The 13,783-nt window shown below is 65.8% G+C and carries 8 protein-coding genes and 3 rRNA genes; 2 read left to right on the forward strand and 9 right to left on the reverse strand.

The window, feature by feature from the left end; all coding sequences use genetic code 11:
• Positions 1-26: 26 nt before the first annotated feature.
• The 4 genes from ACE1OC_RS17935 to ACE1OC_RS17950 form a co-directional block, all read right to left on the reverse strand.
• Positions 27-725, reverse strand: a complete 699-nt coding sequence (locus tag ACE1OC_RS17935; RefSeq protein WP_407837846.1) for an HAD family hydrolase — start codon at positions 723-725, stop codon at positions 27-29.
• A 196-nt stretch (positions 726-921) separates the two neighbouring features.
• Positions 922-1,039, reverse strand: a 5S ribosomal RNA gene (rrf, locus tag ACE1OC_RS17940).
• Positions 1,040-1,113: 74 nt separating this feature from the next.
• Positions 1,114-4,237, reverse strand: a 23S ribosomal RNA gene (locus ACE1OC_RS17945).
• Positions 4,238-4,520: 283 nt separating this feature from the next.
• Positions 4,521-6,045: ribosomal RNA gene (locus ACE1OC_RS17950) — 16S ribosomal RNA — on the reverse strand.
• The 16S, 23S and 5S rRNA genes sit together here, the layout of an rRNA operon.
• A 924-nt stretch (positions 6,046-6,969) precedes the next feature.
• On the opposite strand from ACE1OC_RS17950, the gene trpS reads away from it, so the two are divergent.
• Positions 6,970-7,968, forward strand: a complete 999-nt coding sequence (gene trpS / locus ACE1OC_RS17955) for a tryptophan--tRNA ligase (protein WP_407837847.1) — start codon at positions 6,970-6,972, stop codon at positions 7,966-7,968.
• Positions 7,969-8,033: 65 nt separating this feature from the next.
• On the opposite strand, the gene proC is transcribed toward trpS, so the two are convergent.
• The 5 genes from proC to ACE1OC_RS17980 form a co-directional block, all read right to left on the reverse strand.
• A complete protein-coding gene (gene proC / locus ACE1OC_RS17960; RefSeq protein ID WP_266956141.1) occupies positions 8,034-8,843 on the reverse strand; it encodes a pyrroline-5-carboxylate reductase in 810 nt (269 codons plus the stop codon).
• A gap of 127 nt (positions 8,844-8,970) precedes the next feature.
• Positions 8,971-9,708: an ABC transporter permease gene (locus ACE1OC_RS17965; RefSeq protein WP_407837848.1), complete on the reverse strand. Its 738-nt coding sequence runs from the start codon at positions 9,706-9,708 to the stop codon at positions 8,971-8,973.
• Positions 9,705-10,511 carry an ABC transporter ATP-binding protein gene (locus tag ACE1OC_RS17970; RefSeq protein WP_407837849.1) on the reverse strand — a complete coding sequence of 269 codons (807 nt, stop codon included), beginning with the start codon at positions 10,509-10,511 and terminating at the stop codon, positions 9,705-9,707. The genes ACE1OC_RS17965 and ACE1OC_RS17970 overlap by 4 nt, the downstream gene beginning before the upstream one ends.
• Positions 10,512-10,582: 71 nt before the next feature.
• Complete coding sequence (locus ACE1OC_RS17975) at positions 10,583-11,125, reverse strand: hypothetical protein (RefSeq protein WP_407837850.1); 543 nt, start codon at positions 11,123-11,125, stop codon at positions 10,583-10,585.
• Between the two features lie 78 nt (positions 11,126-11,203).
• Positions 11,204-11,506, reverse strand: coding sequence for a peptidase (locus ACE1OC_RS17980; RefSeq protein ID WP_407837851.1), 303 nt, complete (start codon positions 11,504-11,506; stop codon positions 11,204-11,206).
• Positions 11,507-11,614: 108 nt separating this feature from the next.
• On the opposite strand from ACE1OC_RS17980, the gene ACE1OC_RS17985 reads away from it, so the two are divergent.
• Complete coding sequence (locus tag ACE1OC_RS17985) at positions 11,615-13,765, forward strand: serine/threonine-protein kinase (RefSeq protein WP_407837852.1); 2,151 nt, start codon at positions 11,615-11,617, stop codon at positions 13,763-13,765.
• Positions 13,766-13,783 lie beyond the last annotated feature (18 nt).

The raw sequence follows: 13,783 nt of genomic DNA on the forward strand, positions 1-13,783 counted from the left end.
GGTAGAGCGATCACATATCGATTGGGTCAGTGCGAGAACCCGCCGCCGTAGCCGGTGTATCCGGAGCCTGCGCCCTCCGCCAGCCCCAGCAGGCCGGCCAGCTGGTTCATGTCGCCGAAGTATCCAGTGGCACCGGGCAGCCGGTCCGCGGGCATCATCCCGGTGTAACCGAGCACGTCCATCCCCGCAGCCACCGCGGCCTGGACGCCCAGCGGGCTGTCCTCGACGACCACGCACCGACCGGGTGCCACACCCATCTGGTCCGCGGCGTGCAGGAACAGATCGGGGGCCGGCTTGCCCTGCCCGACGTCCTCCGAGCTGAAGATCCACTCCTCCTCGAACCACTCGTCGAGGCCGGCCGCCCGGTGTCCGACCCGGATCCGCTCGTGGCTCCCGGAGGACGCGAGGCAGTACGCGGTCCCGCTCTCGACCAGAGCCGCCAGCACCCCCTCGACCCCGGGCACGGGCTTGAGCTCCCGTTCGAAGGCGGCGAAGGTACGGGCGTGCAGCGTGCTGTCGAAGTCGGCCGGCAGCGCCTGCCCGGTCCGCTCCCGCACCAGGTCGTGGACCCGGTGGACCGCGGCCCCCATGTAGTCGCGGAGCGACTCCTCGTACGAGGTCGGGTGGCCCAGCTCGGTCAAGTACCCGGCGAGGATGCTGTTGGCGAGCGGCTCACTGTCCACCAGCACGCCGTCGTTGTCGAAGATGACGAGGTCGTAGCCCATGCGACAACCCTACGAGCCGTCAGTGCCAATCCATCCGGACCCCATGCCGGGCATCCGCAGGACATCCAAAGATCCTGGGATCCTCCAGTTGGCGGAACGGGCCGGCCCACCCCCCGTCCGGCCCTTCGGCCCGTAAACGCAGAAAAGCCCCGCACCGAACCCGTAAGGGCTGGTGCGGGGCTTTCCCACAATGATTGTTCGGCGGCGTCCTACTCTCCCACAGGGTCCCCCCTGCAGTACCATCGGCGCTGAAAGGCTTAGCTTCCGGGTTCGGAATGTAAACCGGGCGTTTCCCTAACGCTATGACCACCGAAACACTATGAAGTTAACCAACCGGATATGAACACAGTTCGTTACTTCAGAACTAACACAGTGGACGCGAGCAACTGAGGACAAGCCCTCGGCCTATTAGTACCAGTCAGCTCCACCCGTTACCGGGCTTCCACATCTGGCCTATCAACCCAGTCGTCTACTGGGAGCCTTACCCTCTCAAGGAGGTGGGAATACTCATCTTGAAGCAGGCTTCCCGCTTAGATGCTTTCAGCGGTTATCCCTCCCGAACGTAGCCAACCAGCCATGCCCTTGGCAGGACAACTGGCACACCAGAGGTTCGTCCGTCCCGGTCCTCTCGTACTAGGGACAGCCCTTCTCAATATTCCTACGCGCACAGCGGATAGGGACCGAACTGTCTCACGACGTTCTAAACCCAGCTCGCGTACCGCTTTAATGGGCGAACAGCCCAACCCTTGGGACCGACTCCAGCCCCAGGATGCGACGAGCCGACATCGAGGTGCCAAACCATCCCGTCGATATGGACTCTTGGGGAAGATCAGCCTGTTATCCCCGGGGTACCTTTTATCCGTTGAGCGACGGCGCTTCCACAAGCCACCGCCGGATCACTAGTCCCGACTTTCGTCCCTGCTCGACCCGTCGGTCTCACAGTCAAGCTCCCTTGTGCACTTACACTCAACACCTGATTGCCAACCAGGCTGAGGGAACCTTTGGGCGCCTCCGTTACTTTTTGGGAGGCAACCGCCCCAGTTAAACTACCCATCAGACACTGTCCCTGATCCGGATCACGGACCGAGGTTAGACATCCAGCACGACCAGAGTGGTATTTCAACGACGACTCCACAACCACTGGCGTGGCCGCTTCAAAGTCTCCCACCTATCCTACACAAGCCGAACCGAACACCAATATCAAACTATAGTAAAGGTCCCGGGGTCTTTCCGTCCTGCTGCGCGAAACGAGCATCTTTACTCGTAGTGCAATTTCACCGGGCCTATGGTTGAGACAGTCGAGAAGTCGTTACGCCATTCGTGCAGGTCGGAACTTACCCGACAAGGAATTTCGCTACCTTAGGATGGTTATAGTTACCACCGCCGTTTACTGGCGCTTAAGTTCTCAGCTTCGCCACACCGAAATGTGACTAACCGGTCCCCTTAACGTTCCAGCACCGGGCAGGCGTCAGTCCGTATACATCGCCTTACGGCTTCGCACGGACCTGTGTTTTTAGTAAACAGTCGCTTCTCGCTGGTCTCTGCGGCCACCCCCAGCTCACGGAGTAAATCCGATCACCAGGACTGGCCCCCCTTCTCCCGAAGTTACGGGGGCATTTTGCCGAGTTCCTTAACCATAGTTCACCCGAACGCCTCGGTATTCTCTACCTGACCACCTGAGTCGGTTTAGGGTACGGGCCGCCATGAAACTCGCTAGAGGCTTTTCTCGACAGCATAGGATCATCCACTTCACCACAATCGGCTCGGCATCAGGTCTCAGCCTTATATGAGGGACGGATTTGCCTACCCCTCGGCCTACACCCTTACCCCGGGACTACCACCGCCCGGGCTGGACTACCTTCCTGCGTCACCCCATCGCTTACCTACTACAAGTCTGGTTCGCCGGCTCCACCACTTTCCTTTCCCCGAAGGGTCCGGAACGGCTTCACGGGCTTAGCATCGCCTGATTCGATATTGGGCGTTTCAAAGCGGGTACCGGAATATCAACCGGTTGTCCATCGACTACGCCTGTCGGCCTCGCCTTAGGTCCCGACTTACCCTGGGCAGATCAGCTTGACCCAGGAACCCTTAGTCAATCGGCGCACACGTTTCTCACGTGTGTATCGCTACTCATGCCTGCATTCTCACTCGTGAACCGTCCACAACTAGCTTCCGCTGCTGCTTCACCCGGCACACGACGCTCCCCTACCCATCACAGCAGGCGTTGGCCCTATTGCTGCAATGACACGACTTCGGCGGTACGCTTGAGCCCCGCTACATTGTCGGCGCGGAATCACTTGACCAGTGAGCTATTACGCACTCTTTCAAGGGTGGCTGCTTCTAAGCCAACCTCCTGGTTGTCTCTGCGACTCCACATCCTTTCCCACTTAGCGTACGCTTAGGGGCCTTAGTCGATGCTCTGGGCTGTTTCCCTCTCGACCATGGAGCTTATCCCCCACAGTCTCACTGCCACGCTCTCACTTACCGGCATTCGGAGTTTGGCTAAGGTCAGTAACCCGGTAGGGCCCATCGCCTATCCAGTGCTCTACCTCCGGCAAGAAACACGTGACGCTGCACCTAAATGCATTTCGGGGAGAACCAGCTATCACGGAGTTTGATTGGCCTTTCACCCCTAACCACAGGTCATCCCCCAGGTTTTCAACCCTGGTGGGTTCGGTCCTCCACGAAGTCTTACCTCCGCTTCAACCTGCCCATGGCTAGATCACTCCGCTTCGGGTCTAGAGCGTGCAACTCAATCGCCCTATTCGGACTCGCTTTCGCTACGGCTTCCCCACACGGGTTAACCTCGCTACACACCGCTAACTCGCAGGCTCATTCTTCAAAAGGCACGCAGTCACGACTGTATGTGCAAGCACATACAGCGACGCTCCCACGGCTTGTAGGCACACGGTTTCAGGTACTATTTCACTCCGCTCCCGCGGTACTTTTCACCATTCCCTCACGGTACTATCCGCTATCGGTCACCAGGGAATATTTAGGCTTAGCGGGTGGTCCCGCCAGATTCACACGGGATTTCTCGGGCCCCGTGCTACTTGGGAGATTCTTAAGCAAGCCGCTGATGTTTCGTCTACGGGGGTCTTACCCTCTACGCCGGACCTTTCGCATGTCCTTCGACTACATCAACGGTTTCTGACTCGCCGACCGGCCGGCAGACCGATCAAAAGAATTCCCACAACCCCGCATGCGCAACCCCTGCCGGGTATCACACGCATACGGTTTGGCCTCATCCGGTTTCGCTCGCCACTACTCCCGGAATCACGGTTGTTTTCTCTTCCTGCGGGTACTGAGATGTTTCACTTCCCCGCGTTCCCTCCACACTGCCTATGTGTTCAGCAGTGGGTGACAGCCCATGACGACTGCCGGGTTTCCCCATTCGGACACCCCCGGATCAAAGCTCAGTTGGCAGCTCCCCGGGGCCTATCGCGGCCTCTCACGTCCTTCATCGGTTCCTGGTGCCAAGGCATCCACCGTGCGCCCTTAAAAACTTGGCCTACAGATGCTCGCGTCCACTGTGTAGTTCTCAAGCAACGACCAGTCACCCATCACCCTCATCCGAAGACGAAGTTCACTGGGGCCGGCATCGCGAAGATAAAGCCTTACGGCCGTACCCTCAGATACCCAACAACGTGCCAAGCACGATCCCCCGTCAGTGAGTCACTTTCCACGCCGAAGCAGTACTTGTGATCCATCCAGGAAACCGTGCCAACTAATCAACGTTCCACCCTGAGCTGACCGTGCAGAACGTTTGTCTGCAATCGGTACTGTGCTCCTTAGAAAGGAGGTGATCCAGCCGCACCTTCCGGTACGGCTACCTTGTTACGACTTCGTCCCAATCGCCAGTCCCACCTTCGACAGCTCCCTCCCTTACGGGTTGGGCCACCGGCTTCGGGTGTTACCGACTTTCGTGACGTGACGGGCGGTGTGTACAAGGCCCGGGAACGTATTCACCGCAGCAATGCTGATCTGCGATTACTAGCAACTCCGACTTCATGGGGTCGAGTTGCAGACCCCAATCCGAACTGAGACCGGCTTTTTGAGATTCGCTCCACCTCACGGTATCGCAGCTCATTGTACCGGCCATTGTAGCACGTGTGCAGCCCAAGACATAAGGGGCATGATGACTTGACGTCGTCCCCACCTTCCTCCGAGTTGACCCCGGCGGTCTCCTGTGAGTCCCCATCACCCCGAAGGGCATGCTGGCAACACAGGACAAGGGTTGCGCTCGTTGCGGGACTTAACCCAACATCTCACGACACGAGCTGACGACAGCCATGCACCACCTGTATACCGACCACAAGGGGGGCACTATCTCTAATGCTTTCCGGTATATGTCAAGCCTTGGTAAGGTTCTTCGCGTTGCGTCGAATTAAGCCACATGCTCCGCTGCTTGTGCGGGCCCCCGTCAATTCCTTTGAGTTTTAGCCTTGCGGCCGTACTCCCCAGGCGGGGAACTTAATGCGTTAGCTGCGGCACCGACGACGTGGAATGTCGCCAACACCTAGTTCCCAACGTTTACGGCGTGGACTACCAGGGTATCTAATCCTGTTCGCTCCCCACGCTTTCGCTCCTCAGCGTCAGTAATGGCCCAGAGATCCGCCTTCGCCACCGGTGTTCCTCCTGATATCTGCGCATTTCACCGCTACACCAGGAATTCCGATCTCCCCTACCACACTCTAGCTAGCCCGTATCGAATGCAGACCCGAGGTTAAGCCTCGGGCTTTCACATCCGACGTGACAAGCCGCCTACGAGCTCTTTACGCCCAATAATTCCGGACAACGCTTGCGCCCTACGTATTACCGCGGCTGCTGGCACGTAGTTAGCCGGCGCTTCTTCTGCAGGTACCGTCACTTTCGCTTCTTCCCTGCTGAAAGAGGTTTACAACCCGAAGGCCGTCATCCCTCACGCGGCGTCGCTGCATCAGGCTTTCGCCCATTGTGCAATATTCCCCACTGCTGCCTCCCGTAGGAGTCTGGGCCGTGTCTCAGTCCCAGTGTGGCCGGTCGCCCTCTCAGGCCGGCTACCCGTCGTCGCCTTGGTGGGCCATTACCCCACCAACAAGCTGATAGGCCGCGGGCTCATCCTTCACCGCCGGAGCTTTTAACCCCCGCCCATGCAGGCAGGAGTGTTATCCGGTATTAGACCCCGTTTCCAGGGCTTGTCCCAGAGTGAAGGGCAGATTGCCCACGTGTTACTCACCCGTTCGCCACTAATCCACCCCGAAGGGCTTCATCGTTCGACTTGCATGTGTTAAGCACGCCGCCAGCGTTCGTCCTGAGCCAGGATCAAACTCTCCATGAATGTTTACCCGTAATCGGGTGCACGCGCACTTAGAGCGGGACAGTCATGTCGGAATAAGACCGACCGTCCACTGCGTCCTCGCTGTGTAATTGCCTGCAAGCACCACAGCCGAAGCTGCGACCTCACAGGTCTTTTTCAAAGGAACCTCATCCACCGAAATGGACGGGGTATCAACTTTTTGGCGTTGATTTTTGGCACGCTGTTGAGTTCTCAAGGAACGGACGCTTCCTTTGTACTCACCCTCTCGGGCTTTCCTCCGGGCTTTCGTTCTGTTCTGTTCTTGCGTTTCAGACTCTATCAGAGTCTGTCTCGCTTGTTTTCCGCCTTCCAGTTCTTCGCTTTCGCGTTTCCCTTTCCGGCGAGTTCGACTCTATCAGATCCTTTCGGGCCTGACTCCCAGTCAACGGGGTTTGTCGTTCGGACTGTTGGGCCCTTGCGACGAGTGAGACAGTAGCGGATTCCTTGCCCCCGAACCTAATCGGCGGCTGCGTCCGTGGACGCGGATTCCTCATTCGCAAATACGCATGAAAACGAGACGACAAAGTGAGTCGTTCGTTCGAATGTGTAGTGCGGGATGGCTGTCCGGGGACCGACCGGGGTCGGCGCTCACTTCGGACAACTCGAAGAACCTTACGGATCCGGCACAGGTGTGTCAACCCCAGGCTGACCCGCCCCACCGAGCGCGCAAACCTGACGCCGTCCTCACCCCTCAGGGTCTAGCCTCTCCCCCATGACTACGCGTGCGCTCACGCTCGACCTTCGCTGGTGGGCCGCCTGACGGCGGCCGACCATCCACGCGAGCACGCACGCGCTCGACGGCCGCCGATCTCGGCGGCCGTTTCTGTTTCTCCCCTCCCGGGAGTGGCTCGGCCGCCCTACGCGGTGGCCTCGACGCCCACACCGACACGAGCAGGGAGCAGGGACATGACGAGGATCTTCAGCGGGGTCAAGCCGACGGGGCATCTGACGCTGGGGAACTACCTGGGGGCCGTACGGCAGTGGGTCGCAGCCGAGCAGAAGCCCGACGAGGCGCTGTTCTGCGTGGTCGATCTGCACGCCCTGACCGTCGAGCACGATCCGGCCCGGGTGCGCCGCCTCAGTCGGCAGGCGGCGACGCTGTTGCTCGCCGCCGGGCTGACTCCCGAGAAGTGCACCCTGTTCGTGCAGAGCCACGTGGACGAGCACGCCCGGCTCTCGTACCTGCTGGAGTGCACGGCTTCGGACGGGGAGCTGCGGCGGATGGTGCAGTACAAGGAGAAGGCGGCGAAGGCTCAGGCCTCGGGGGAAGGGGTGCGGCTGTCGCTGCTCACCTATCCCGTGCTGATGGCCGCCGACATCCTGGCGTACCGGACCGGGGAGGTGCCCGTCGGGGAGGACCAGCGGCAGCACGTCGAGCTGACCCGGGATCTGGCGGTGCGGTTCAACCAGCGGTACGGGTACACCTTCACCGTGCCCAAGGCCACGCATCCGGTGGTGGCGGCGCGGGTCATGGACCTGCAGGACCCGACCTCGAAGATGGGGAAGTCGGGGGACACGGGGCCCGGGGTGGTGTTCATCCTCGACGAGCCCGAGGCGGTGCGGAAGAAGGTGATGCGGGCCGTCACCGACAGCGGGGACGGCGGGGTCGTCTACGACCCGGCCGCGCGCCCCGGGGTCTCGAACCTGCTGGACATCCTCGCGGCCTGCACCGGGGGTGAGCCGACCGCGCTCGCCGACGGGTACACCGGGTACGGGGCGCTCAAGCGGGACGTGGCCGACGCCGTCGTGGAGCTGCTGCGCCCGGTCCGCGTACGGCACGCGGAGCTGGCGGCCGATCCGGGGACGGTGGAGGCGGTGCTGCGTGCGGGGGCCGGGCGGGCGCGGGCGATCGCGCGGCCCGTCGTCGACGAGGCGTACCGGGCCATCGGGCTGCTGGAGCCCTGAGGGGAGAGGGGCCGGTCGTCGTCGTTACGGGGCTGCGCGCGCAGCCCCGTAACGGCCGGCGGGTGTCAGCTGTTGCCGGAGGCGAGTTCGCGGCTGCGGTCGCGGGCCGCTTCGAGGGCGGCGATCAGGGCCGCTCGTACGCCGTGCTTCTCCAGCTCCACGATCGCGTTGATGGTGGTGCCGGCCGGGGAGGTGACGGCTTCGCGGAGCTTGACCGGGTGTTCGCCGCTGTCGCGGAGCATGACGGCGGCGCCGACGGCGGCCTGGACGATGAGGTCGTGGGCCTGGGCGCGGGGCAGTCCGAGGAGGATGCCGGCGTCGGTCATGGCCTCGACGAGGTAGTAGAAGTAGGCGGGGCCGGAGCCGGAAAGGGCGGTGGCCGCGTCCTGCTGGGATTCCGGGACGCGCAGGGTCTTGCCGACGCCGCCGAAGATCTCCTCGGTGTGCGCGAGGTGCGCGGCGGTGGCGTGGCTGCCGGCCGAGATGACGGACATGGCTTCGTCGACGAGGGCCGGGGTGTTCGTCATGACGCGGACGACGGGGGTGCCCTGGGCGAGGCGCTCCTCGAAGAAGGAGGTCGGGATGCCGGCCGCGCCGCTGATGACCAGGCGGTCGGCGGGCACGTGCGGGGCGAGCTCTTCGAGCAGCTTGCCCATGTCCTGCGGCTTCACGGTGAGGATCAGCGTGTCGGCGCGCTTGGCGGCCTCGGCGTTGGTGACGGCCTCGACGCCGTAGCGGGTGCGGAGCTCCTCGGCGCGTTCCGGGCGGCGGGCGGTGACGAGGAGCTTGGAGGCGGGCCAGCCGCCGCGGATCATCCCGCTGAGCAGGGCCTCGCCGATCTTGCCGGTACCGAGGACTGCGACTGTCTGGGTCATGCCCGATTCACCTCGCCGAACTGTTGGTGCGTATACGTCGTCTGCGTGTACGTCGTCTGCGTGGCCATCCTTGCACCCGGGCGGGGAGCGGCGGTGTCGTGTCCGGACTGCGGTCAGGGCGTCCCGGTCAGGGCGTGCGGCGGCGGAGGGTCGCGGCGCCGAGGGCGAGGACCAGGAGGGCGCATCCGGCGACGATGCCGGCGTCGCGGACGAAGTCGGCGGTCATGTCGGTGTGGGTGAGCACCTGGTTCATGCCGTCGACGGCGTAGGACATGGGCAGGACGTTCGAGATCGCTTCCAGGACGGGCTGCATGGTGTCGCGGGCGGCGAAGAGGCCGCACAGCAGGAGCTGGGGGAAGATCACCGCCGGCATGAACTGGACGGCCTGGAACTCGGACGCCGCGAAGGCGGAGACGAAGAGGCCGAGTGCGGTGCCGAGCAGGGCGTCGAGGAGGGCGACGAGCAGCAGCAGCCACGGGGAGCCGACGACGTCGAGGCCGAGGACCCAGAGGGCGACGCCGGTGGCGAGCAGGGACTGGACGACCGCCATGGCGCCGAAGGCGAGGGCGTAGCCGGCGATGAGGTCGCCCTTGCCGAGCGGCATGGCGAGGAGGCGTTCGAGGGTGCCGGAGGTGCGCTCGCGCAGGGTCGCGATGGAGGTGATCAGGAACATCGTGATGAGGGGGAAGATCCCGAGGAGGGAGGCGCCGATGCCGTCGAAGGTCCGCGGGCTGCCGTCGAAGACGTAGCGGAGCAGGACCAGCATCAGGACGGGGACCAGCAGCATCAGCGCGATGGAGCGCGGGTCGTGGCGGAGCTGGCGCAGGACGCGGGCGGCGGTGGCGACGGTGCGGGCGGTGCTCATCGGGTGCTCCCGTGGGGGGCTGCGGTGGTGGCGTCGGCTTCGGCGTTCGCGGCGTCGACGAGGTGGAGGAAGCCCTCTTCGACGGTGTCGGTTCGGGTGCGGGTGCGCAGCGCCTCGGGGGTGTCCTGCGCGAGGAGGCGGCCCTCGCGCATGAGGAGGAGGTCGTGGCAGCGCTCGGCTTCGTCCATGACGTGGGAGGAGACGAGGAGGGTGGCGCCTCGGGTGGCGGCGAGGTCGTGGAAGAGGTTCCACAGGTCGCGGCGCAGGACCGGGTCGAGGCCGACGGTCGGCTCGTCGAGGACGAGGAGCTCGGGGCTGCCGAGGAGGGCGACCGCGAGGGAGACCCTGCTGCGCTGGCCGCCGGAGAGGTTTCCGGCGAGGGCGGTGGTGTGGGTGGTGAGGTCGACGTCGGCGATGGCCCGGGTGACGGTCGCGCGGCGGCGCTCGGCGGAGGCCCGGCCGGGGTCGAGGATCGCGGCGAAGTAGTCGAGGTTCTGCCGGACGGTGAGGTCGTCGTAGACGGAGGGCGCCTGGGTGACGTAGCCGATGCGGGAGCGGAGTCCGGGGTGGCCGGCGGGGCGGCCGAGGACGTCGAGGGTGCCGGTGACGTGGGCCTGGGTGCCGACCACGGCGCGCATCAGGGTGGACTTTCCGCAGCCGGAGGGGCCGAGGAGGCCGGTGATGCGGCCGCGGGGGACGTCGAAGGAGAGGCCGTCGAGGACGGTGCGGGGGTTGCGGCCGGTGCCGCGGCGGACGGTGAGGCCGTCGGCGTGGACGGCGGCGGCCGCTTGGTTATTCATCATGTGATGAATAATGCTCCTGGCGATGCCCCGGCGCAAGGCTGGGGGCGGTGCCGGGGCTACTTCTTGCGGGGCTACTTCTTGCGCTTGGGGCGGCGGGCTGCCGGGTTGCCGGTACGGGAGCTGCGCCGGCGGGTGAACTCCGCCGAGGCGCGCTCGTACTCGGTGCGGCGCAGCTTCTCGCCGGGGGCCTCGACGAAGCAGCGCAGGAAGTACGCGATGAGGCTGCCGATGAAACCGATCGCCTTCAGGCCCTTGAGGGCGGTCTCGTCGGAGGACGGAGGCTGCCGGCGGCTGAAGGATTCCCAGGTCTTGACGAAGGCGATGGAGCTGGCGATCGCGAAGAGGACGACGACCGAGATGCTGAGGAAGGCGCCGACGTTGCCGATCTCCAGGCCCTCGTAGGAGAAGCGCAGCAGGAAGGCGCTGATGACGGCGAGGACCAGCGCACCGGCGGCCGCGCCGACGCGGCGCGCGCCGTAGCCGCCGTCGTGGTTCACCCAGGTGGTGCCGAAGAACCGGATCGGCTCGGGCTCGGGGCCGACGGACACGGCGGGCTGCGGCTGGGCCTCGGCGGCCGGCTCGGCGGGGGTCTGGTCTCGCTGGTCGTCGCTCACACCAGCGATTATCCCCCGCCGGGCGGCGTCGGCCCGGGGTGTCTCACGGGGCGGGCCGTGGGATGGACCGGATGGACCTCAGGCGCAGTGGGTGGCGACGTAGCCGTCGCTGCCGGTCTTCACGTAGGCGTCGGCGACGAACTCGCCGTTGCCGATGCAGTCCCAGATGTTCGAGGTGCCGTACGGGCCCGAGACGTTCGTGCCCTCGGTCTGGCAGTGAATCGAGACGTAGGCGCCGAGCGGCAGGACCCGGACGATTCCGTAATTGGTGCCGGGACCTCTGCGGACGTTCACGCGATACCCGGGCGCGACCGGGAACGTCGGGAATCCCGACCCCGCGGCCAGGCTCTCGATTTGGCTTGAATCGCTCTCAACGGACATGTGAAAACTCCCCCCTTTTGGATGCTGCTGTGCGCAACCCGCGCAGGGTAGCAAGACCTTGGAGATTCGCACGGGCCATCGACTAGGCTCCGGCGGGGGTGGTGAGCGGTGCGTTCAGTGCGGGCGGACTACGCGGGTTTTCCGGAGTACGCCGGGCAGTACCGGCTCGAGTCCGTGCTCGGTTCCGGCGGCATGGGCGTCGTCCACCTGGCCACCTCCGAGTCGGGGCTGAAACTCGCCGTCAAGATCGTGCATCCGCAGCACGCCGTGGACCCGGAGTTCCGGGCCCGTTTCCGGCAGGAGGTCGCGGCCGCGCGGCGGGTGAGCGGAGCGTTCACCGCGCCTGTCGTGGATGCGGACCCCGATGCCGAACGGCCGTGGATGGCCACGCTGTTCATCGACTCCCCGACGCTCTCCGAGCGGGTACGGGAGCGCGTACTGGAACCCAAGGAGCTGACGCGGCTCGCCGCCGGGCTGGCCGAGGCCCTGCGGGACATCCACCGGGCGGGGGTCGTCCACCGGGATCTGAAGCCCAGCAACGTGCTGATGGCCCCGGACGGGGTGCGGGTCATCGACTTCGGGATCTCGCGGCCCGCCGACAGTGATCTGCGCACCGAGACGGGGAAGCTGATCGGGACCCCGCCGTTCATGGCGCCGGAGCAGTTCCAGCGGCCGCGCGAGGTCGGGACCGCGGCCGATGTGTTCGCCCTGGGGGCGGTGCTCGTGTACGCGGCGACCGGGCGGGGGCCGTTCGACTCCGACAGCCATTACCTCGTGGCGTACCAGGTGGTGCACAGCGAGCCGGACCTCACCGGGCTGCCCGAGCGGCTGGCGCCGCTGGTCGCGCAGTGCCTGGCCAAGGATCCGGCGGAGCGGCCGAGTGCGGACGCGCTGATCGTGGCGCTGCGGGCGGTGGCGTACCCGACCGATCTGGACACGCAGGCCTTCATCCCGCAGCCGCGGCAACCGGTGCCCGACGAGGAGCCCACGCACCGGCGGGAGCGGATCGCCACCCCGGCCCGGTCCGCGCCGGCCGGGTCCGCCCCGGGCCGGTCCGCGCCGGGCCGCAGACGGCGGACCCGGGTGGCCGTCGCGGCGGTGGTCGGGCTGCTGCTGGCGGGCGGGGCCGCGGGCGGCCATCTGTGGTCCGCGCCGGGCGACAAGCCTCCGAAGCGGGCCGCCGCCCCGGCGGTACCGGCGCCGCAGCGGGTCCTGCCGTGGTCGGTGCCGCTGGGCGCATACTCCGCTGCCTGCTCCTGGCAAGCATCGGCCCTGTACTGCACGGGGCCCGAGTCGGCCGCGATGCGGCTCAGCCCCGGGGACGGGTCGACGGTGTGGTCCGTACCGGCGGCCGCACCGGGCTCCCGGCCCGCGGCCGACGGTGCGCCGCTCCACGGGGGCGGGCTGGTCCTCGCGGTGGCACCGGGAAGCGGAGGCGAACTGCTCCGGGCACTGGATCCCGCGACGGGCGCGGAGCGCTGGAAGCGGACCCTGCCCAGTGGCGCTCTCGCCCTGTCCACGGGCGGCCACGTGCTGATCACGGCGGCGGACGGAACCGTCACCGCGCTGGATCCCGCGACCGGCACCCCGCGGTGGACGAAGAAGATCGGCAGGGTCGGTTCCGTGTGGTGGAGCGGCCGCGAGGAGTCGGGGGAGCCTGCCGCGCTGTACGTGTCGACGCCCGACGAGAACGGCAGGGCGACGCAGCTCTCAGCGGTGGACCCGGCGAGCGGGGCGCCCCGCTGGCAGATCCGGTCCGCGGGGCTGCTCCGTCCCGTGGGAACGGCGGACGGCGGAATGTACCTGCTGGACAGCGACGTACGGACCAGGACGGAGGCGGTCGTACGGGTGGACCTGGCCACCCATGCCGTACGGCGTGTGCGGCTGGCCTCTCCGCTGTACGAGGCCCAGGCGACGGTGGGGCCGGACGGGGTCGTGTACGCGTTCGGGGCCACGGGCGCACTGGCGGCGATCGGCACGGCCAAGGAGGAGTGGCGACTGGAGACGGGCGCCTCCCGGGCCTCCCGGCCGGTGTTCGCCGACGGGAAGGTCTACCTGAGCGCTTCGGACGGCCGGCTCCTCGCCGTCGACGCGAGTGCGGGGAAGTTGCTGGGGCAGACCAAGCCCCGGATCGGCTCCGGGAAGGACACCTTCGCGGCGAGCCTGCCCGCTCCCGTCGTCGGGGACGGGCGGGTGTACGCGTCGGCGCCGGACGGGAGCCTGTTCGGCGTGGCGGCGGGGGATCCCGCGGGGTGGTGACGCCGGGCGGGGTCGGTC

The sequence above is a fragment of the Streptomyces stoeckheimensis genome, assembly GCF_045822005.1.
GTDB lineage: Bacteria > Actinomycetota > Actinomycetes > Streptomycetales > Streptomycetaceae > Streptomyces > Streptomyces stoeckheimensis.

Coding starts and splice junctions, on each gene's coding strand:
- ACE1OC_RS17965 (WP_407837848.1), bottom strand. CDS start 9,708: ATGAGCACCGCCCGCACCGTCGCCACCGCCGCCCGCGTCCTGCGCCAG.
- proC (WP_266956141.1), bottom strand. CDS start 8,843: ATGACCCAGACAGTCGCAGTCCTCGGTACCGGCAAGATCGGCGAGGCC.
- trpS (WP_407837847.1), top strand. CDS start 6,970: ATGACGAGGATCTTCAGCGGGGTCAAGCCGACGGGGCATCTGACGCTG.
- ACE1OC_RS17935 (WP_407837846.1), bottom strand. CDS start 725: ATGGGCTACGACCTCGTCATCTTCGACAACGACGGCGTGCTGGTGGAC.
- ACE1OC_RS17980 (WP_407837851.1), bottom strand. CDS start 11,506: ATGTCCGTTGAGAGCGATTCAAGCCAAATCGAGAGCCTGGCCGCGGGG.
- ACE1OC_RS17970 (WP_407837849.1), bottom strand. CDS start 10,511: ATGATGAATAACCAAGCGGCCGCCGCCGTCCACGCCGACGGCCTCACC.